The organism is Corallococcus sp. AB011P (assembly GCF_003611605.1).
GTDB lineage: Bacteria > Myxococcota > Myxococcia > Myxococcales > Myxococcaceae > Corallococcus > Corallococcus coralloides.
In genome coordinates this window covers 175,217-194,109 of the sequence record NZ_RAVX01000009.1, presented here as the reverse complement: position 1 = coordinate 194,109, position 18,893 = coordinate 175,217, and the positions used below count along the sequence as shown (strand labels likewise).

General features: G+C 70.3%; 16 protein-coding genes. 10 read left to right on the top strand and 6 right to left on the bottom strand.

Annotated features, from left to right (window positions below):
* Nucleotide 1: 1 nt before the first annotated feature.
* Nucleotides 2-2,305 carry a thioredoxin family protein gene (locus D7X30_RS23425; protein ID WP_120565161.1) on the bottom strand — a complete coding sequence of 768 codons (2,304 nt, stop codon included), beginning with the start codon at nucleotides 2,303-2,305 and terminating at the stop codon, nucleotides 2-4.
* A gap of 155 nt (nucleotides 2,306-2,460) precedes the next feature.
* Here D7X30_RS23425 and D7X30_RS23420 point away from each other — a divergent pair, with 155 nt between their 5' ends.
* Together D7X30_RS23420 and D7X30_RS23410 are read left to right on the top strand one after the other, a co-directional pair.
* Nucleotides 2,461-3,288, top strand: coding sequence for a RimK family alpha-L-glutamate ligase (locus tag D7X30_RS23420; protein WP_120565160.1), 828 nt, complete (start codon nucleotides 2,461-2,463; stop codon nucleotides 3,286-3,288).
* A 1,042-nt stretch (nucleotides 3,289-4,330) separates the two neighbouring features.
* The gene (locus D7X30_RS23410; protein ID WP_147443285.1) at nucleotides 4,331-5,608 is read left to right on the top strand and encodes a PKD domain-containing protein; all 1,278 of its coding nucleotides are present in this window, start codon (nucleotides 4,331-4,333) and stop codon (nucleotides 5,606-5,608) included.
* 3 nt (nucleotides 5,609-5,611) lie between these two features.
* Here D7X30_RS23410 and D7X30_RS23405 read toward each other — a convergent pair whose 3' ends face one another.
* Both D7X30_RS23405 and D7X30_RS23400 read right to left on the bottom strand, forming a co-directional pair.
* The gene (locus D7X30_RS23405; RefSeq protein ID WP_120565157.1) at nucleotides 5,612-5,968 is read right to left on the bottom strand and encodes a hypothetical protein; all 357 of its coding nucleotides are present in this window, start codon (nucleotides 5,966-5,968) and stop codon (nucleotides 5,612-5,614) included.
* A 3-nt stretch (nucleotides 5,969-5,971) separates the two neighbouring features.
* Nucleotides 5,972-6,307 (bottom strand): hypothetical protein, encoded by a 336-nt coding sequence (locus D7X30_RS23400; RefSeq protein ID WP_120565156.1) that lies wholly within the window; start codon nucleotides 6,305-6,307, stop codon nucleotides 5,972-5,974.
* A 103-nt stretch (nucleotides 6,308-6,410) separates the two neighbouring features.
* On the opposite strand from D7X30_RS23400, the gene D7X30_RS23395 reads away from it, so the two are divergent.
* The 4 genes from D7X30_RS23395 (at nucleotide 6,411) to D7X30_RS23380 (ending at nucleotide 12,730) form a co-directional block, all read left to right on the top strand.
* Complete coding sequence (locus tag D7X30_RS23395; protein WP_120565155.1) at nucleotides 6,411-7,187, top strand: RNA ligase family protein; 777 nt, start codon at nucleotides 6,411-6,413, stop codon at nucleotides 7,185-7,187.
* A 351-nt stretch (nucleotides 7,188-7,538) separates the two neighbouring features.
* Nucleotides 7,539-10,340, top strand: coding sequence for a serine/threonine-protein kinase (locus D7X30_RS23390; protein WP_120565154.1), 2,802 nt, complete (start codon nucleotides 7,539-7,541; stop codon nucleotides 10,338-10,340).
* Between the two features lie 135 nt (nucleotides 10,341-10,475).
* Nucleotides 10,476-11,738, top strand: coding sequence for a sigma 54-interacting transcriptional regulator (locus D7X30_RS23385; protein WP_233591743.1), 1,263 nt, complete (start codon nucleotides 10,476-10,478; stop codon nucleotides 11,736-11,738).
* Nucleotides 11,739-11,797: 59 nt separating this feature from the next.
* The gene (locus D7X30_RS23380) at nucleotides 11,798-12,730 is read left to right on the top strand and encodes a hypothetical protein (protein WP_120565153.1); all 933 of its coding nucleotides are present in this window, start codon (nucleotides 11,798-11,800) and stop codon (nucleotides 12,728-12,730) included.
* A gap of 81 nt (nucleotides 12,731-12,811) precedes the next feature.
* On the opposite strand, the gene D7X30_RS23375 is transcribed toward D7X30_RS23380, so the two are convergent.
* The 3 genes from D7X30_RS23375 to D7X30_RS23365 form a co-directional block, all read right to left on the bottom strand.
* Nucleotides 12,812-14,086: a hypothetical protein gene (locus D7X30_RS23375; protein WP_120565152.1), complete on the bottom strand. Its 1,275-nt coding sequence runs from the start codon at nucleotides 14,084-14,086 to the stop codon at nucleotides 12,812-12,814.
* Between the two features lie 25 nt (nucleotides 14,087-14,111).
* On the bottom strand, nucleotides 14,112-15,152 hold the full coding sequence (locus tag D7X30_RS23370) for a hypothetical protein (protein ID WP_120565151.1): 1,041 nt from the start codon (nucleotides 15,150-15,152) through the stop codon (nucleotides 14,112-14,114).
* 284 nt (nucleotides 15,153-15,436) lie between these two features.
* The gene (locus D7X30_RS23365; RefSeq protein WP_120565150.1) at nucleotides 15,437-15,706 is read right to left on the bottom strand and encodes a GlsB/YeaQ/YmgE family stress response membrane protein; all 270 of its coding nucleotides are present in this window, start codon (nucleotides 15,704-15,706) and stop codon (nucleotides 15,437-15,439) included.
* A 274-nt stretch (nucleotides 15,707-15,980) separates the two neighbouring features.
* Between D7X30_RS23365 and D7X30_RS23360 the strand changes: the two genes are divergently transcribed.
* The 4 genes from D7X30_RS23360 to D7X30_RS23345 all read left to right on the top strand — a co-directional run bounded on the left by D7X30_RS23360 (nucleotide 15,981) and on the right by D7X30_RS23345 (nucleotide 18,888).
* Nucleotides 15,981-16,853 carry a JmjC domain-containing protein gene (locus tag D7X30_RS23360; RefSeq protein WP_120565149.1) on the top strand — a complete coding sequence of 291 codons (873 nt, stop codon included), beginning with the start codon at nucleotides 15,981-15,983 and terminating at the stop codon, nucleotides 16,851-16,853.
* Nucleotides 16,854-17,050: 197 nt separating this feature from the next.
* Nucleotides 17,051-17,416, top strand: a complete 366-nt coding sequence (locus D7X30_RS23355) for a group 1 truncated hemoglobin (RefSeq protein WP_120565148.1) — start codon at nucleotides 17,051-17,053, stop codon at nucleotides 17,414-17,416.
* Between the two features lie 22 nt (nucleotides 17,417-17,438).
* Nucleotides 17,439-18,434 carry a 2Fe-2S iron-sulfur cluster-binding protein gene (locus tag D7X30_RS23350; RefSeq protein ID WP_120565147.1) on the top strand — a complete coding sequence of 332 codons (996 nt, stop codon included), beginning with the start codon at nucleotides 17,439-17,441 and terminating at the stop codon, nucleotides 18,432-18,434.
* A 1-nt stretch (nucleotide 18,435) separates the two neighbouring features.
* Nucleotides 18,436-18,888, top strand: coding sequence for an Rrf2 family transcriptional regulator (locus D7X30_RS23345; protein ID WP_120565146.1), 453 nt, complete (start codon nucleotides 18,436-18,438; stop codon nucleotides 18,886-18,888).
* Nucleotides 18,889-18,893: the final 5 nt, after the last annotated feature.

The following is an 18,893-nucleotide window of genomic DNA, read 5'->3' as shown; positions in this document are numbered from 1 at the left end:
CCTAGCTGCCCCTCAGATTGCTCTGCCACGGAGAGACGTGATCCGGGTCATTGAGCCAATAGAACATCGCTTGCGTCTCCGCGTACTGCCGCTCCGCGATGGACACCAGGTTCGGGTGCAGGTCGCCCAGCGCCACGCCCTCGAACAGGAAGCCCTGGCCGGGCTTCGTCGTGCTGGCATTGCCCCGGAACTTGCGGTCCCGGCTCTGCCACAGTCGCTGCGCGGCCTGTCCGGCCGCCTGTCCGTAACCCGCCGGCGGCGCGATGCGAGTGGGCATCTTGAACGTCGTCTCGCCGCACGACCACAGCAGCCACGACAGCGCGCTCCAGTCCCCGCGCAGCATCAGCGTCAGGTCCGCGAACCCCATCTCCAGGTCGAGCGTCTCGTCGATCTCCACCTGCTCGTCCTCGTCCAACTCCATCTCTTCCTGCTTCAGCTCCACGGGCCCATCACCCAGCAGGCCCGACAGGTCCGGCGGCAGCCAGGACACCGCCGCGCCGGGCTTGTACCGCTGGAGCAGCGCGCCGCGAATCGCCTGGAGCCGCGTGGCGTACTTGCGCACCAGCTGCTGGATGGCCTCCAGGGACTGCTCGGGCTTCTCCGGCAGGCCGTCGTAGGTGCAGCTCGGAGGCTCCTGTCCCGCCCAGAAGTCGAAGCGGGGGAACAACGCCCGCGCGTACGTGGCCAGGAACCGGGCGGTGTCCGGCTCCACTGCCGCGAGCCCCTCCGCGTCCTTCTGCACCTGATCCGCCACACCCAGGTTCAACAGGATGAGGCCGCGCGTGAACAGGTACGCCTTGCGCTCCGGCGCGAGCAGCATCGCCGCGTGCAGGAAGTCCAGCGCCGCACGAGGCCGGTCCGTCTGGTCCAACAGCACCGCGTAGCCCCGCAGCAGCGTGGCCGCCTCACCGCCGCGCATGAGCGCGTCCGCCATGGGGGCCCACGACTGTCCCGCATCCTCCACCACGCTGTGCGCGACCTGACGGGCCGAGTCCTGCGTGCGCGGCAGCGTCAGCTCCTCCAGGCCTTGCTTCAACGGCTGGACGTCCAGCGACGTGGCGCACGCACGCGCCGTGGCCAGCAGGGCCTCGCGGTAGCGCCGGTCCGCGCGGGCCTCCTTCGCCAGCTCGCGCCAGCCTTCCGCGCTCCGGGGGAGGTTGGAGAACACCGGCGAGCGCGCCAGCGTCTGCTCATCCATGGCCTGGCCCAGGTCGCGCTTGATCACCACCGCCCGCTGCGCGTCCATCAGGGACCACTCGCCACACGCGAAGTCGCCTTCCGCCCGGCCCTCCTCGAAGTGGACGCGGAAGTCCGCGTAGGTGTCCTCCGCGCGCGACCAGTAGCGCCCGTGCCGCCGTCCGTTGTCGAACTCGGCCTCCCAGAGCAGCTGGCCCTGCGCGTCCCAGAAGCGGGTGAGGCCGTGGCGCTCGCGGTCCGCGTTGAGCGTCACCTTGGCCCACTGGTTCAGGTCCTCGCGCAGCTCCGCGTCCTCGGGCAGGTGGGCCGGACGGGTGGGGTAGGGCTCGCCGGTGGAGGGCACCACGCGCTGGCCGTCGCCGTTGAAGTGCTCCACCTGCCGCACGGTGCCGCGGTCGTAGTGCATCACCGTCTTGCGCACGCGCTCGCTCACGCCGCCTTCGTGCATGCGCTCGGAGGTGAAGCCGTCGGATGCAATCCAGGTGCGTGGGCCGTGGAGCTGGCCCTGCGCGAAGGCACCCTCCTGGGACACCGAGCCGTCCTCGTGGAAGCGCTTGAAGGGGCCGTGCGGCCTGCCCTGCTCCATGATGCATTCGTTGCAGAGGGTGCCGTCGGCGCGCCAGTAGCGCCACGTGCCGTGCGGCCGGCCTTTTGCGTCCTTCGGGCCGAAGGACCACTCCTCGTCGCCGTCGTCCCAGGTGGCGCCCTCGGGGACGCCGGTGGGGAGCTCGCCCGCCTCGGTCCGCTCGCGGTTCGTCTTGCGGCGCTCCTCCTCCGTCACGTCCACGGCTCGCAGTGCGATCAGCAGCCGGTCCAGCGCCTCGGCGGGCAGCGCCTCGGAGACGCGGCGGACCTCCAGGCCGTCCTTGAACGCGACGATGGTGGGGTAGGCGTCGATGCCCAGCGGTTCGGCCACGGCCTCGTGGGCCTCCGCGTCGAGCCGGGCGAAGGTGATGTCCGGGAACCGCGCGGCGGCCTCGGTGAAGACCGGGGCGAACGCATGGCAGGGTTCACACCACGGCGCCCAGAAGTCCACGACGCACATGCCGGGCTTCTGGGTGACTGCTTCGAAATCCTCCGGGGTCAATTCGACCGGGACGCCTGCCAACGGGAACTCCTGCTCAAGGGGAGAGGCAGATAAGAGGGGCGCCGGGGGCGCGCGTCAACCGGCGCGTCACGGGGAGTCAGGCTTCCGTCCCGGCCGGACAGGGACGGCGGGTGCGTCCTCGCGCAGCAGGGGGCGAGACATGGAACGATGGCCGGATGCGGCCCACCCTCGTGGTCATCAACGGTGAACAGTACTGGCAGCGCTACTTCCCGGAATACGAGGTCGTCTTCCGCAGGCTTCAGGAGTGTTCCTGGGTCCTGCGCGGTGGCGAGCTCTGGTGCATCAACCGTGAGTCCGCGACCCGGCTGGACGGCGTGCTCTGGCGGGTGGGCGCCATCCGCCCGGACCCCCGGCACCGCGCGACGCTGGAGCTCATCCGCCTGAGCGGTGTGCCCTGCTCCAACCCGGCGTCCGTGCTGGCGCGCTGTCACGACCGGTTGTCGATGCTAGCGGAGATGCGTGAGGCGGGGCTGCCGGTCATCCCGTTCGACGCCGCGCTCGGCGACGACATGCTGCGACGGCTGGAGCGGCCCGTGCCGTTCGTCGTCAAGGTCGGCAATCACCACGCGGGGCTGGGCAAGGCGCTGGTGCGCGACGCTGGCGCGTGGCCGGAGATCGCGGACCTCCTCTTCGCCGCGGACGACTACGCGGTCGTCGAGCCCTTCATCGACTACGAGCGCGACGTCCGCTGCCTCGCGGTAGGCGAGCGCATGTGGGCGATGACGCGGGCGAGCGCGGGCTGGAAGGCCAACGTCGACACGCGCAAGTACCACGTCATCGACCCGCCGCCGGAGCTCGCGGATCACACGCGCCGGGCCATGCGGCATCTGGGCGCGGACGTGCTGGGCTTGGACTTCCTCCAGGCGAAGGACGGCGCCTACACGCTGCTGGAATGCAACGACACGCCAGGCCTGTCCGGCTTCCCGGAGGAGCTGCGGGAGGACGTCGCGGAGTGCCTGCGTGTCCGGATGCGCCAGCGCTGAGTGGAGCGCCAGATAATCGGCAATCCATCCTTCAATCCGAAGGTCACCGCCAGGACGCGCGCTTCGCGGAGCGCAGCGACGCCGCCACGGTGTGCCGGAGCGGGCACCAGGGGGACCACGGACGAGGGGAGCCGTGGGCCGCGAAGTCGTGCCTGCACGGAAGCAAGGATGAAGCCACGTGCGGAGGCCGTGGTGGGCCGAGAGTCTGTGTCTGCGCGAGTGCAAGGCGGAACCACGGGCAGATGCCGCCCGTCGGGCGCGCATGCCAGAAACCTGTCCGACAGTCGGACAGGTTTGCGCCCCATGAGGCCCGAGGCCACGAGCTTGTCCGACAGTCGGACAGGTTGGCGTCGCTTGCGGCCCGGGGCCACGAACTTGTCCGACAGTCCGACAGGTTTGCGCCCCATGCGGCCCGAGGCCACGAACTTGTCCGACAGTCCGACAGGTTTGCGTCGCTTGCGGCCCGAGGCCACGAACTTGTCCGACAGTCCGACAGGTTTGCGTCGCTTGCGGCCCGAGGCCACGAACTTGTCCGACTGTCCGACAGGTTTGCGTCGCTTGCGGCCCGAAGCCATGAACCTGTCCGACAGTCGGACAGGTTTTCACCGCTCGGGGCCGGAGGGGGCGCCCTCCCGGTAGCCGGCGCGGACGGGTGCTCATGGGCCTATGTCAGACCCCTATGGTTGGATGGCGATGCTGGGACAGGGATGGGGAGGAACCGGGGAGGGCTCGTGGCGTACGTGGAGGCGCAGCTTGAGCGCGATATCGCGCTGGGAAGACCGCCGCCTTCCGCATCCTCCGTGCCCCTTGGCCTCATGAGCGGCGACAGCCCTTCGCGGCCTCTGTCGGTCATGACGCTCCACTCGCGCTCCCCTGGTGAGGTGCTCCTGCGCTGATGGGGCTCGAGCGCCTTTGTCAGCGCTGTACCTCCGTGGAGGAGGGGCCAACGCGCTTCCTGACTACTTCCTTCGGTGGGTGGCCGTCGACAGCCGTTGGGACAGGCTGACACCCTGGGAGTTCCTCCTCCCCTCGGAGCTACCTCATGCGCCGTCTCTCCGTCCCGCGGTGGATGCCCTCTTGGCTTGGATGCGGGCTCGCCTTCGCGCTCGGCCTCACCGGCTGCGGCCCGGCGGAGTCTCCGGAGGACTTCCGGCTGGCGGAGGCGGAAGCGGCGGTCACGTTCGAGCCGGCGTCGGGCGTCCTCTTCGGTGCGTTCGCCGGCAAGCGCGGCACGGAGGACCACGCGGCGGCGCTGGATGCGCTGGAGCAGGTGGCGGAGCGGAAGATGGACGTCCACCGCATCTACGCGGTGTGGGACGAGGCGCAGCCGAACAAGTTCCTGCTCGCGGACCTGGAGCGCGGCCGCATCCCGCTTCTGTCCATCACGGCGAAGCGGCAGGACGGCAGTGGCGTGTCGTGGGCGAGCATCGCGAGCGGCGCCCAGGACGCGCAGCTCAAGGCGCACGCGCTGGCGCTCAAGGGCACGGGCAAACCGCTGTTCCTCATCTTCAACCACGAGCCGGACATGGCGGGCACGGCCCACGGCTCGCCCGCTGAGTTCGCGACCGCGTTCCGCCGACTGGTCACGGTGTTCCGCCAGCAGTGCGTGACGAACGTGAGCTACTCGATGACGCTCGTCCCCTATAGCTTCCAATCGGGCGCGGCGGATGCGTTCTGGCCGGGCAGCACCTACGTGGACTGGGTGGGCGCGGATGCCTACAACTGGAATGGCTGCAACCCCACGGCGGGCGACACGTGGCGCTCGCTGGAGGAGGCGGTGGCGCCGGTGCTCGCGTGGGCCCATGTGAAGGGCAAGCCGGTGATGCTGCCGGAGTGGGGCTCCGTGGAGGACGCGAGCACGGCCGGGCGCAAGGGGCAGTGGTTCCGGGACGCGCTGGACACGTTCAAGCGCCACCCGGAAATCAAGGTCGCGTCGTACTTCCACACCACCGGCACCTGCCCATGGTGGGTGGACTCCTCGGCGTCCAGCGTGGACGGCTTTCATGCATTGGGTGCCAGCGGCTACACGCACGCGACGGCGGCGGCCTGGCTGCAGCCGTCCACCACGACGGGCACGGCGCCGCTCACGGTGACGTTCGACCTCTCCGGCAGCACGGGCTTCCAGTCCACGACGGGCACGGGAAACGACGCCTGGGGCCTGGACTTCGGTGACGGCTCCGCGCAGGTGACAGGGAGGGGACGGCCCACCGCGCTCCAGACGCACCGCTACACGGCGAAGGGCACTTACCGCGCGAGCCTTACCGTGACGGACTGGAAGGGCGTGAAGAACACCGACACGCGCGTGCTCACGGTGAAATGAGCCTCAGGCCGTGAACTTCCAGTGCTGCATGCGGAAGTAGAACTGGAACCCCGCGTCCTTCAGCGCGGTCATGCGCTCCGGCAGTTCGTCGTTCTCCCAGACGATGCCCAGGCACTCCAGGTCGATCTTCGCGAAGTCGATGACGTGCGTGTTGAAGTCCCAAGGGTCCAATCCCAGGCACTCGCCCACGTCCCGGAGCATCACCGGGTCGTGGGAGTCGTTCAGGACTGTCACGATGATCCGCGCGCCCTCACGCGTGTGCTCGTAGGAGTGCGCGGAGTATTCGAGGAAGGGCACCAGGCTCCGGCGGAAGGGCCCGATGGCGATGACGCCCGCGACGATGGGAGAGAACTCCGGCATGGGCTATCCGTTCGGCTGGAAGTAGAAGGAGAAGCCCGCGTCGCGCAGGCGCAGGAAGCACTCCAGCCGGTGCGCCTCGCCGGGCTGCTCGAACCGCTTGAGCGCGTCCACGTCCGCACGCCACGGGTCGAGCGCGTGGGTGTTGAAGTCCCACGGGTCCGCTCCCAGGCACTCGGCCAGAGCGCGACTGCGGGAGCTGCCCTCCGGCGCGGAGAAAACGGGGACGACGATGAGGGCCCCCTCGCGGGTGTCCCAATGCCACGCCTCCGGCTGCTGGAGAAACGGCACCAGCTCGCGGTGGAACGGGCCGATGCCCAGGACCTCTCCATACATTCCCATGCGCTCGAACCTTCCGTGTGTCAGGCCCCGGCGGATGGCAGCGTCCCGCGAGCCTCCCAGGGGCCTCTGCTACCGTCGCCCCGCACACCCCCGAGGCCGCGCCATGACCTTCTCCGTCCGCACCGCCAACCTGCGCACGCTCAACTCGCTGACGAAGTACCCGTCCATCCCGACGTACCACACGCTCGGAGACAAGGGCCGGCTGGCCGAACCCGCCATCGCGTTCGACGGGCCCGTGGTCGGCACGGAGAAGGTGGATGGCACCAACGCGCGCATCGTGTTCCTTCCGGACGGCACGTACCTGCTCGGCAGCCGCGAGGAGCTGCTCTACGCGAGCGGTGACCTCATCGGGAACCCGGCCCTGGGCATCGTGGAGCACCTGCGCCCGGTGGCGGACGCCCTGCGCGAGAAGCGGCTCGACGCGGGCGGCATCACCGTCGTCTTCGGCGAGGTCTACGGCGGCAACGTCACCGCCCACAGCAAGCAGTACACGGGAGAGAAGCGCGTGGGCTACCGCGTCTTCGACGTGGTTCGCCTCACCGACTACGAGACGCCGCTCACCTGGTCCGCGGAGCAGCTCTCCGGCTGGCGCGAATCCGGAGGCCAGCCCTTCGTGACCGAGGACGCGCTCATGGCCTTCACCCGCGAGCACGGACTGGAGACCACGCCGCGCATCCTCGAACAGGACGGCGCCGCGATGCCGAAGGACCTGGAGGGAGCGTTCGCCTGGCTGCGCTCGCACGCGCCCGCGACCCGGTGCGCGTTGGATGCAGGGGCAGGGCAGCACCCGGAGGGCATCGTCGTCCGCACCCGCGACCGGCGCACCATCGCGAAGCTGCGTTACGAGGACTACGAGCGCACGCAGCGCGTGAAGCGCTGAAAAGCAAGAAGGCGGCGGTGTCTCCGTTCACCGCCGCCTCCATCCGAGCCACGCATTCAGTCGATTGCGGCTCGGCGATATTCATGTGGCCTGTCGCGGATGAGGTCCAACCGCACCCCGAAGTTGCCCGCGTTGTCCGTACCCATTGCGTCTGGCGTGCCAGCCTCCGGCCTGCCGGGCGCTCCCTGATTCCGGGGGTTTGTGTCCACGCTGACGGCGGCCCCTGGTGACCGCGGTCCTGCCGCTGATGACGGCTGTCACCAGGCAGGCAGCCTGGGTTGACGCGCCGCGGAAGGATGTTCGGAGCGGACGAGGGCCGGCGGTAGACTCGCGGATCAGGTCACGGCCCCCATGACGAAGAGAGACACCGGAAGGCGAAACACAGGCACCGGCAACTCGGACTCCGTGCGCTCGGGCGCGGGCACGGGCCGGGGCTCGGGATACGGAACGGGCCCCCGTCCGCGCCGCGCGGAGGACGTCCCGCCCGTTCCCCAGGTGGGCCGCTACCTGCTCCTGCGCAAGCTGGGGCAGGGCGGCATGGGCGTGGTGTACGCCGCCTATGACCCGGACCTGGACCGCAAGATTGCCCTGAAGCTGCTGCACCCGAATGCCAACCACGACAACGAGGAGGCGCGGTCCCGGCTCTTGCGTGAAGCGCAGGCCATGGCGCGTGTCTCCCATCCCAACGTCATCCCCGTCTTCGACGTGGGCATGTGGGGCGACCAGGTCTTCGTCGCCATGGAGCTGGTGGAAGGTGGCACGCTGGGCTCGTGGCTGAAGGAGGCGAAGCCGTCCTGGCGCGAGGTGCTGGAGCGCTACCTCCAGGCGGGCCGGGGACTCCAGGCCGCGCACGCGGCGGGCCTGGTGCACCGCGACTTCAAGCCCGCCAACGTGCTGGTGAGCCATGCGGGCCGCGTCTACGTGACGGACTTCGGGCTGGCGCGGCAGGTGGGCGACGGACCGGAGGCCCCGGCCTCGCCGGAGGAGGCGCAGGTCCTGGAGTCCTCGGACCGGCGCATGCTGGACACCACGCTCACGGAGGCGGGCCTGCTGGTGGGCACGCCCAACTACATGTCCCCGGAGCAGTTCCGGGGCACGCAGCTGGACGCGCGCACGGACCAGTTCAGCTTCTGCGCGGCGCTCTACGGCGCGCTGTACGGCACGCGCCCCTTCGACCCGGGCAGCATCAAGGCCTACGCGTCCGCCAGCCGGAGCGCGGAGCTGGAGGCCACCGGCACGCAGTCCCTGGGCGGCACGCAGTCGCTGAACGCCGCGCCCGCGAAGGCCCCCGTCATCTCTCCGCCGCCCGCGCTCATCCGCGAGCCCCCGCGCGACGCGAAGGTGCCCGGTTGGGTGCGGCAGGCAGTGCTGCGCGGGCTGGCGCTGGACGTGGACGCGCGCTTCCCGTCCATGCAGGCCCTGCTGGACGCGCTCTCCCAGGAGCAGCGGCACGGGCAGCGCAAGCGCTGGCTGGGCGCGGCGGGCGCCATGACCACCGCGCTCGCGGTGGCGGGCGGCGTGGCGTGGCAGCAGTCCCAGGTGTGCGCGGACGCGGGCGCGCTGATGGACAGCGTGTGGACGCCGGGCGCGAAGGCGAAGCTGGAGTCCGCCTTCCGCGCCACCGGGAAGCCCTTCGCGGAAGGCATGGCCGTGCGCGCCGTGCAGGTGCTGGGGCAGTACGCGGACGCGTGGAAGCACCAGCGCGTCCAGGCGTGCGAGGACGCGCGCGTGAGCGGCGTGAAGCCGGAGGAGCAACTGGACCGGCAGGTGGTGTGTCTGGAGCGCCGCCGCAAGGACCTGCGCGCCACGGTGGACCTGCTCGCGAGCGCGGACGCCGCCATGGTGGAGAAGTCCGTGGACATGGCGCACGCGCTGCCCGCGCTGCACGAGTGCGAGGACGTGGAGTCGCTGGCCGAACAGCAGCGCCGCCCCTCCGACCCCGCCCTGCGCGACGCCATTGAAGCGCTGGAGGACCAGCTGTCGGAGGTGCGCGCGCAGGTGGACGCGGGCCGCTACCCGGCGGCGCTCGCGGCGGTGAAGGCGCTGGAGTCGCCGGTGGAGAAGACGGGCTACCTGCCGCTGAAGGCGGAGATGCGCTTCCACCTGGGCTGGCTCCAGGAGCAGACGGGCCAGTCGCCGGAGGCATCCCGCCTGCTGTCGCGCGCCGTGTTCGACGCGGAGGCGGGCAGGGCGGACCGGCTGAAGGTCGCCATCCTCAACAAGCTCCTCTACGTGGAGGACGGCCAGAAGCACTTCGACCCGGCGGCGAACTGGGGCGAGCTGGCGGAGGCCACCCTCCAGCGCCTGGGCGGCGAGCCCGTGCTGCAGGCCGACGTGAAGGTGAACCAGGCCAACCTCGCCATGTCCCAGGGCCACATGGAGGAGGCCCGCGAGCGGCTGACGGAGGCGAGCGCCCTCTACGACAAGGCGCTGCCGCCCGAGCACCCCAAGCGCGCGCGGGCGCTCTTCCTCCTGGGGCGGCTGGTGCTGGGCACGGGCGACGCGAAGGGGGCGGTGCCGCTGTTGGAGGCATCGCTCACGAAGACCCTGGCGGCGGTGGGCCCGGTGCACCCGGACGTGGCCCGCCGGCATGGCCTGTTGTCCCTGGCCCTGCGAGACGCCGGCCAGCCCGAGCGCGCCCTGCCGCACGCCCAGGCGGTGGTGGACCTCTACAAGACCCTGCATGGCGCGAAGAGCGCCCAGGTGGCGGAGGCGCTGGACGAGCTGGGCATGTGCCAGCTGGGGATGAAGCGCTACGACGACGCGCTGAAGACCTACGAGCAGGCCGTGGCCCTCAAGCGCGAGCTGTTGCCCGAGGGCGACGAAGGTCTCCAGCCTTCCTACGACGGCGTGGGCCAGGCGCTGCTGGGCCTGGGCCGGGCACGCGACTCCGTGGCGCCGCTCCAGCTGGCGGTGTCCTTCGCGTCCGCGCCCCCGGATGCGCTGGCGGAGTCCGGCTTCGCGCTGGCGCGGGCGCTGTACCAGACGGGCCAGTCTCCAGAGGCCCGGGGCGAGGCCACCCGCGCCCGGGAGCGCTTCAGCGAGTCCGGGATGGACGAACGCGTGGGCGAGGTGGACTCGTGGCTGGAGACCCTGCCCAAGGAGTCCCCGCGCCCGCCTGCCCGCAAGCCGCCTCGCGGCCGGCGCAGGTAGGACGTTACGCACGGCTGCTGGCGACCCTGGCGGGGCGTGCTACCGTCCCGCGCCGTGTCGCTGCCCCCAGATGACGACGAGGCGCTCCTGGACGCCACGGCCACCCTGAACCGGGGCCGTGCGGGACAGGTGCGGATGGTGCTGCGGGTGCTTTCCGGCGCGGAGGCCGGCAAGACCCATCCGCTCAAGCAGGGGACGTACACAGTGGGCAAGAACCCCACGTGTGACATCGTCCTCACCGACAAGGCCGTCTCCCGCCAGCACCTGAAGCTGGAGGTGCACGCCGAGCACGTCGTCGCCACGGACCTGGGCTCGCACAACGGCTCGTTCGTGGAGGGGCTGCGCTTCACCGCCATGGAGCTGCGCCCCGGCAGCGTCATCACGCTGGGCACCACCGAATTGAAGCTGGTGCCGGAGGACACGCGCGAGCGCTCGCTGCCGCTGTCCTCGCGCGACCGCTTCGGCGCGCTCGTGGGCGGAAGCCGCAAGATGCGCGAGGCCTTCACCGTACTGGAGCGCCTGGCGCCCGGCGGCGCGGACGTGCTCATCCACGGCGAGACGGGCACCGGCAAGGACCTGTGCGCGGAGGCCATCCACCAGCAGAGCCCGCGCGCCAAGGGCCCCTTTGTCATCGTGGACCTGGCGGGCGTGCCCTCCACCCTCATCGAGTCCGAGCTCTTCGGCCACGTGAAGGGCTCCTTCACCGGCGCCCAGGGTGACCGCGCCGGCGCCTTCGAGCGCGCGCAGAACGGCACCGTCTTCCTGGACGAGATTGGCGAGCTGCCCCTGGACCTGCAGCCGCGCCTGTTGCGCGTGCTGGAGCGCCGGCAGGTGAAGCGCGTGGGCGGCAACGACTACTTCACGGTGAACGTGCGCGTGGTGGCCGCCTCGCACGTGAACCTGGAGCAGGCCGTCCAGCAGGGGAAGTTCCGCCGCGACCTCTTCCACCGGCTCGCCGTGCTGCGCGTGACGCTGCCCGCGCTGCGCGATCGCCCGGAGGACATCCCGCTGCTCATCGACCACATGCTCAAGCTGATGGGCCGGCAGCCGGGCGCGCTGTCGGACCAGACGCGCGCGCTGCTCATGCAGTACCCCTGGCCCGGCAACGTGCGCGAATTGCGCAACGTGGTGGAACAGGTGGTCAACCTGGGCGAGGAGGCCCTGCCGGACCTGGAGGCGCACCCGGGGGCGGACGGCCGCAAGGGTCCGGATCTGGACCTGCCCTTCAAGGAAGCGAAAGAACACCTCATCGAAGTGTTCGAACGTGACTACCTGAAGAACCTCATCGAGCGCTGCGAAGGCAACATTTCCAGGGCTTCTCGCGAAGCTGATATCGACCGTGTCTACCTCCGGAAACTCCTGCGCAAGCACGGGTTGGATCCGTCCGGGGAGCCTTAACACGGGGCGGCATCACAGGTAGGATGACATCCCCCTTCCCCCCCTCCGGAGCCACGACCGTGAGCGTGAACCTTTCTTCCAATCTCCTCCGTTCCTTCCAGCAACTGGCGGACGTGAAGCCGACCGCCGTACCGCAGCAGGCCGCTCAGCAGGCCGGGTTGCCGGAGGAGAAGGTCGTCTCACAGGTGGAGGGCGCGCCCACCCCCGTGCAGACGGAGCAGGCCACGGACGCCTTCGCGGCGGTGCAGGCCCTCAACCAGGCGTGGGCGAACCGCTTCCAGCCGGTGTCGGGCGCTTCCGCGCAGGACGTGGGCGTCGCGGGGAAGCTCGCGAACGCGCCCAAGGCTCCGGAGATTGGCGGCTGGGACGCCGCGGGGACGGACCCCGAGGTGGTCAAGCAGACCAACCAGAACGACTGCGGCGCCGCGGTGGCGGTGATGCTGGGCAAGGAGATTGGCAACAGCAAGGCCCAGCCCACGTCGGACAAGGAGAAGATGTCCGCGCTGGAGTCGCGCTTCACGCAGGGCCAGGGCACGTCGCCGCATGAGCTGTCCAACATGCTGGCGAACCAGGGCACGAAGGTGACGCAGACGTCGTCCAAGCTGGACACCAAGGCCCTGGATGACGCGCTCGCTCGCGGCGCCAAGGGCGCGGTGATGGTGGACTCCAGCCTGGTGGACCCCACGACGAAGCCGGGCGAGACGGGCCGCGCGCACTGGGTCTCCGTGGAGGGCAAGGACGACAAGGGCCGCTACCTCATCAAGGACCCCAGCACCGGCTCCAAGATTCCGGTGGACGCCCAGCGGCTCGCGGACTCCATGGAGATCAGCTGGAACCGGCACCAGGGCGGCGGGCAGATGATCGTCGAAAGCGCCCAGGGCATGTCCGAGGCCCAGGCCGCGCAGGAGGGCGGGCAGAAGGCCGTCGCGCTGGGCAACACGGACGGTGGCGGCTCCCGCGCCATGTCCAACTTCGGCCGCGAGTCTTCATAACCCCTGAAGACAGACGGCGGATGGACTGGAGTCCATCCGCCGCGGCTCATCGTCTTTCGCTTTTGCGCCTGCCGCGCGGCTTCAGACGGTGAGGTGCTGCACGGCCTGGAGCCGCAGCAACTGGCGCGCCAGCTCCTGCACCTGCTCCACCTCCTCCAGGCCCATCACCTTGCGCAGCGCGAGCCTCTTGTCCGTGGAGGCGCGCAGCAGCAGCGCGCGCAGCTGGGGATTGCTGAGCATCGGGTTGAGCTGGCGCAGGTGGCCCACCAGCGCGCCCAACTGGGGCAGCGTGAGGCCCGCGACCATCACCTGCGTCGCGGAGCCCTCGTCCGGGCTCTGGCTGGTGGCCAGCATCCACGGTGACAAGAGCAGCGAACGGGTGAAGTCCGTCTCGCAGGACAGGCCCAGCCGCGCGCACTCCTCCACCACGGGGCCGGTGTCGTGGCCCGCGATGATGGGCTGGATGCGGGCGGCCTCGTACTTCTGGAGGACGGCGTCGTAGAGCTTCCGGGCCTCCACGCCCTGCGGCGTGCGCGGGAACTCCGCGAAGGCCTGAGCAATCTCCGCGCGCAGCGTGCCCAGGAGCGTGGCGTCGTCCGCCGTGCCGGGCTCGCCCAGGACCTGGGCCAGGTAGGCCCGGTCCTCGGGGACCGCGTTCGCGGACTTCCACCACTCGAAGGTGACGGTGCTCACGCTCAGGACCACCGGCAGGGTGACGACGCCCTGACGGCCGGGGTTGGCGAGGAAGGCGGCCATCTTCCCCTCCACCTCCGTGAGGCCGCGGTAGAGCCGGTGGAGGACGGCGGTGCGCAGCTTCGCGCGGCCCTCCAGCGCCTGCTTCGCGGCATCCGACGACTGTCCGTCCGTCGCGGTGCGCTCCCGCGAGGACTCGGAAGCGGCGGGCTGGCGCGCGAGCTGGGGCGCCCCGGGCACCTGCGGTGTCGTGGGCGGAGGCTGGGGGAGCGCCGGGGCCGTCTGGGGCGCCTGGGCCGCGAGGGCAGGGGGCTGCTCCAGGGTGCCCAGGCTGGCGGCGCCCTGCGACGTGCCAGGCGACATCCCGGCCTGCTGCTGGGCACTCCTGGCACCGCCACCGCCGCCTTCGTTGCGCTCCGTCTCGCCGGAGCGGCCGAAGTCCATGCCGTCCTGGGGGCCGGCCTGCTCCAGGCCCCCCTTGGCGGAGGCGCCCTTCGCGGAGCCTCCCTTGACGGCGACGCCTCCCTTGCCAGCGCCGCCCTTTCCAGAGGCCTTGCCCGATGACTTGCTTTCACCGGACTGCGCCTTCTCCTCCTTCTCCTTCGCGGGGCTCTGCTGGGGCAGGCCCGGGCGAGGAAGGCCAGACGGAAGGCGGACGCTCATGGACGGGGGCCTCGCTAGGGGGGAATCAGGCCAGGTTCTTCAGGTGGACGACCAGGTTGCTGTTCTTGCTGCCCAGCGTGCTCGCGTCATCCGTGGGGATGACGTAGCCCTGATCCGCGCCGACGTGCTTGCGGAAGAAGTCTACCACCTCCGGATCCTGCACGTTGGACGTGGTGCTCTTCTTGATGCCGTACGCGGAGCCGTCCGCTCCCTTGGCCTTCACGGAGTCAGGCGCGTTGGCGAGCAGGTTGTCCATCGTGCCCGACAGGCGGCCACCGCCGTCCGCCTGGATGGTCATCGCGGTGTTGTGACCCTCGATGTAGCTGACGTCGTAGTAGGTGTTCCCGAACCCGCCGTCGAACTTCACTTCACCGAGCGTCGCGTTCTTGCCGTCGCCGCTGTCGCTGCGGAAGTTGCCGGACCAGTTGTCCGGGAACTGCACCGTGCGGCTCTCACCGGGCTTCAGCGTGACGGAGTCGACGGCCTTCTCGCCCGCGTTGGGGGTGAAGTTCACCGTCATCGGCTTGTCGCCGTCGTTGTTGAGGGTGATGGTGTTCTTGCCCTTCGCCGCGCTCGAGTCGCCCACGGACTGGGGACCGGCGACGGCCGCGTTCTTCTGGGGAGCCGCCGGAGCCGGGGCGCCCTGCGCGGCGGGAGCCGTCTGCGCGGCCGGGCGCGCCTGCGCGGGGGCAGGAGCCGCGGCCTGGGCCGTGGCAGGAGCCGCGGCCTGGGCAGCGGCAGGAGCCGCGGCCGGACCCGCGGCCTGCTGCGCACCGGCGCCGTTCATTCCACCGAGCAGCTCCACCAGCTGATTCACCATCTGGACCATCTGGGCCAGCTGCTCCATGGGATTGCCGCCCTGGAGCGCGCCCTTCTTGCCCACGCCCGCCGGCGCGTCGAAGCCATCCGCCTGGAACATCCCCTGGAGCGAACCCGGGCCGCACTTCGCCTTCGCCGCGTCCGCCGTGGGGCGCGACACCGGGCTGGAGAGCTCCGTGGCGGACGTGCGGGGGGAGAAGGAGGAGGAGCTGGCAACGGACGACTTCGACAGGGGGGAGAGCGCCATGGCGGTGTTCCTCGGAGATTGGATGGGGCGGCGGGGAGACGCCGTCCGGTTCAGCGATGCAGGGGGCTAGAGCACGGCGCGTGCCACGCGCCCCACACGCTTCTCGACGAGGTAACCGCTTGGAATCGCTCAGGGGACGGACGCGGCGGCGGGGCCGGAGGGCCACCGCCCTGATGACTGCCGTCAGGCCCCTGGTGTCTGGCGTCATCAGGCCCGGAAGCACGACTCGCGCGGGACGCATGCGCCCCGCGCGAGAAGTCACCGCGGTCTTCAGGCCGTGCGGATCAGACCCTTCGGACGGTGCTCGAATGGATGAGCCGCAGTAGCAGCAGCAGCACCACCGCTCCGATGAACGCCACGAAGATGGTGCCCGCGAGGCCACCGAACGGGGCTCCCGTGCCGAGCGCCCGGAGGATGAAACCTCCCAGGAACGCGCCCACCACGCCCACGACGATGTCGCCAATCAGGCCATAGCCACCGCCCACCACCGCGGACGCGAGCCATCCAGCGATGAGGCCAATCACCGCCCACAACAGGATTGCTTCCAGCGCCATGTCTCTTCCTCCCATCGAGGTGATGGACGAAACATGGGCATGATTCCCAGCCGCGCCCGCCCCTCCCTCAAGGGCGACGGCAGGGCGGCCAGGCAGCCGGCGCCGGGGGGTCTTCAATTCGTTCCACATCCCACGAATCCGACTGTCTTCAGAGGGGAGCGGGGCAATATGCCCCATGAAGACCCGGGGCAAAATGCCCCAATTTGAACCTGTGTGCGCGCTCTGCTGGCATTGAGTGAACACCTGTCGCTGAAGGCGGCAAGGAGTCACTTCCATGAAGCGCATCTTCGAGTCTGTCGGGTCGCCGTTGCAGTTCGACCGTGAGTCCTTCCGGTGCCGTCACACCCTCCTGGGGCATCCCGCGTTGGAGCTGGAGAACCTGGCGGGCGTGGTGCAACGGCTGCCTTCCGCGAACGTGTTCTTCAGCTCCGGTCTGGTGCCCAAGGACGCGGACTTCGACCGCGCGCACCTGGACTACCGCACCGGCCTGTCGCTGAAGGACACCGTGGAGAACATGATGACGAGCAATTCGTACATCATGCTGCGCGCGCCGGAGCAGGACCCCAGCTTCCACGACCTGTACCGCGCGCTCCTGTCGGAGGTGGAGGACCTGATGCGCGCGCAGGGCGTGGGCACCCACGCCGTGGATCCGATGCTCTACCTCTTCATCGCGTCCCCCGGCAGCGTCACGCCCTTCCACCTGGACCGCTACTCCACGCTGCTGATGCAGTTCCGGGGCAGCAAGGCGGTGCACGTCTCGAAGGCGTGGGACGAACAGGTGGTCCCCGCGCCGGACCTGGAGGCCTTCATCGCGCGCTCGGGCTCCAAGGTGAGCTACCGCGAGACCTTCGATGCGACGGCGGAGCGCTACGCCTTCGGGCCCGGGGACGCGCTGCACATCCCCTTCGTGGCGCCGCACTACGTGAAGAACGGCGCGGACGATGTCTCCGTGTCGCTGTCCATCATCTTCAACACCCGCGAGACGGCCCGGCACCTGCGCGCGCTGCGCACCAACCACGCGCTGCGCAAGCACCTGGGGCCGCTGGGGCACCGGCCCACGCCGGTGAACCGCTTCCTGCCGCTGGACCACGTGAAGAGCGGCATGGAGCGCGTGGTGCGCCGGGCGCGCGGCCTGCTGCACGCCTGAGCCTCCGCGTCCACGGGCAGGGGACCTGCTCCGCAGCCTGCCAGGACAAACACAGCCATGGAGGTGCGCATGAGCCGATGGCACATGCGCGAGAAGTTAGCCCGATGCTCGGAACCCCGGGGGGTTGACGGCGGGACCCTTAAAGATGCATTCAGGATGCATCTTTTGGGGCGTGGGCCCGGAAAGCGAGCGAAGTCATGACGAGCGTGTACGAGAAGCTTGGCGGAGAACCGGCGATGGCGGCGGCGGTGGACGTCTTCTACCGGAAGGTGCTGGCCGACGATCGCATCAGCCACTTCTTCGAGGACGTGGACATGGAGCGCCAGGCCGCGAAGCAGAAGGCGTTCCTGACGATGGTGACCGGCGGGCCGGCGAGCTACTCGGGCAAGGACATGCGCGCGGGGCACAAGCACCTGGTGGAGCGCGGGCTGAACGCGACGCACTTCGACGCGGTGGTGGGGCACCTGAAGGAGACGCTGGAGGAGCTGGGCGTGCCCGCGGAGCTGGTGGGCCAGGTGATGACCGTCGCCGAAGGGGCTCGGGCGGACGTGTTGAACCGCTGAAGCAGCCGTCAGGAGGCACGCCATGGCGAAGGTACGGCATGAATCCGAGTGGTATCCGCTGGAGCCCGGAGAGACGGTGCTGGACGGACTGCTGCGCCAGGGCGTGCGCGTGCCGCATGCGTGCCGGGCGGGGGCCTGCCAGTCCTGCCTGATGCGGGCGACCTCGGGCGCGGTGCCCGAGGCGGCGCAGGTGGGGCTCAAGGACACGCTGCGGGCGCGAGGCTACTTCCTCGCGTGCACGTGCCGGCCACAGGAGGGCACGGCGCTGGAGGTGGCGGGGGCGTCGGAGCTGCGTGTCCCCGCGCGCGTGGTGGACCTGGAGTCGCTCAGCGCGGACGTATTCGCGGTGCGGCTGGAGGTGGAGACCCCGCTCGATTATCGCGCGGGGCAGTACGTCACGGTGGTGCGCGCGGACGGGCTCGCGCGCAGCTACTCGCTGGCAAGCCTGCCTCGCGAGGGCCGGCTGGAGCTGCACGTGCGGCTCGTGCCCGGGGGCGCCATGAGCGGTTGGTTCGCTCGCGAAGTCAGACATGGTGATCAGGTGCACGTGCAGGGGCCGGCCGGGGATTGCTTCTACGTGCCCGGGCAGCCGGAGGCGCCGCTGCTGCTGGCGGGGACGGGCACGGGGCTCGCGCCGCTGTATGGAATCCTGCGGGACGCGCTGGAGGCGGGGCACACCGGCCCCATCCACCTGTTCCACGGGGCGAAGGACCCGGGCGGGCTGTACCTCGTGGACGCGCTGAGGGCCATGGCGGCGAGCCATCCGAACCTCCACTACCGGCCCGTCGTGCTGGCGGGAGGAGGTGGGGAGGTGGAGGAGGGCGCCCTGGAGGCGAAGGTGCTCACCTGCCTCCCGAAGCGCCCGGTGGGCTGGCGAGCGTTCCTCTGCGGCAACCCCGAAGCGGTGCTATCCCTGCGCAAGAAGCTCTTTCTCGCGGGGTTCTCGCTGAAGGACATCCACGCGGATGCCTTCCTGCCGAGCGTGCCGCGAGCGGGGCCCGTCGCCGGAGCCGCCTGACTTGCACCTGACCCTTCACGCCGACTACTCGCTGCGCGTCCTCATGTACCTGGCGGCACGTCCCGGGCGGCCGTCGTCCACGCAGGAGATCGCCGACGCCTATGGCATCTCCAAGCACCACCTGGTGCGCGTGGTGCAGACGCTGGCGCAGGAGGGGCACGTGGAGGTGAAGGCCGGGCGGGCCGGCGGTGTGCTGCTGGCGAAGGCCCCGGGAGACATCCGGCTGGGCAAGGTGGTGCGCGCGGCCGAGCCGGACTTCCACCTGGTGGAGTGCTTCGACCGGGAGCGCAACACGTGCCCCATCGCGTCGCTCTGCGGCCTCAAGGGCGTGCTGGCGGAGGCGCGCGACGCGTTCTTCGCCACGTTGGACAAGTACTCGCTGGAGGACCTGCTGCGCCGCTCCAAGCCCGGCCTGTCGGACCTGCTGCTGAAGCCGGCCGCGCCACAGGAGTAGGAGCA

Bases quoted from the DNA above. Each gene is read 5' to 3' on its own strand.
- D7X30_RS23420 (WP_120565160.1), top strand. From the start codon at position 2,461: ATGCGGCCCACCCTCGTGGTCATCAACGGTGAACAGTACTGGCAGCGC.
- D7X30_RS23410 (WP_147443285.1), top strand. From the start codon at position 4,331: ATGCGCCGTCTCTCCGTCCCGCGGTGGATGCCCTCTTGGCTTGGATGC.
- D7X30_RS23405 (WP_120565157.1), bottom strand. From the start codon at position 5,968: ATGCCGGAGTTCTCTCCCATCGTCGCGGGCGTCATCGCCATCGGGCCC.
- D7X30_RS23400 (WP_120565156.1), bottom strand. From the start codon at position 6,307: ATGGGAATGTATGGAGAGGTCCTGGGCATCGGCCCGTTCCACCGCGAG.
- D7X30_RS23395 (WP_120565155.1), top strand. From the start codon at position 6,411: ATGACCTTCTCCGTCCGCACCGCCAACCTGCGCACGCTCAACTCGCTG.
- D7X30_RS23390 (WP_120565154.1), top strand. From the start codon at position 7,539: ATGACGAAGAGAGACACCGGAAGGCGAAACACAGGCACCGGCAACTCG.
- D7X30_RS23385 (WP_233591743.1), top strand. From the start codon at position 10,476: ATGGTGCTGCGGGTGCTTTCCGGCGCGGAGGCCGGCAAGACCCATCCG.
- D7X30_RS23375 (WP_120565152.1), bottom strand. From the start codon at position 14,086: ATGAGCGTCCGCCTTCCGTCTGGCCTTCCTCGCCCGGGCCTGCCCCAG.
- D7X30_RS23370 (WP_120565151.1), bottom strand. From the start codon at position 15,152: ATGGCGCTCTCCCCCCTGTCGAAGTCGTCCGTTGCCAGCTCCTCCTCC.
- D7X30_RS23365 (WP_120565150.1), bottom strand. From the start codon at position 15,706: ATGGCGCTGGAAGCAATCCTGTTGTGGGCGGTGATTGGCCTCATCGCT.
- D7X30_RS23360 (WP_120565149.1), top strand. From the start codon at position 15,981: ATGAAGCGCATCTTCGAGTCTGTCGGGTCGCCGTTGCAGTTCGACCGT.
- D7X30_RS23355 (WP_120565148.1), top strand. From the start codon at position 17,051: ATGACGAGCGTGTACGAGAAGCTTGGCGGAGAACCGGCGATGGCGGCG.
- D7X30_RS23350 (WP_120565147.1), top strand. From the start codon at position 17,439: ATGGCGAAGGTACGGCATGAATCCGAGTGGTATCCGCTGGAGCCCGGA.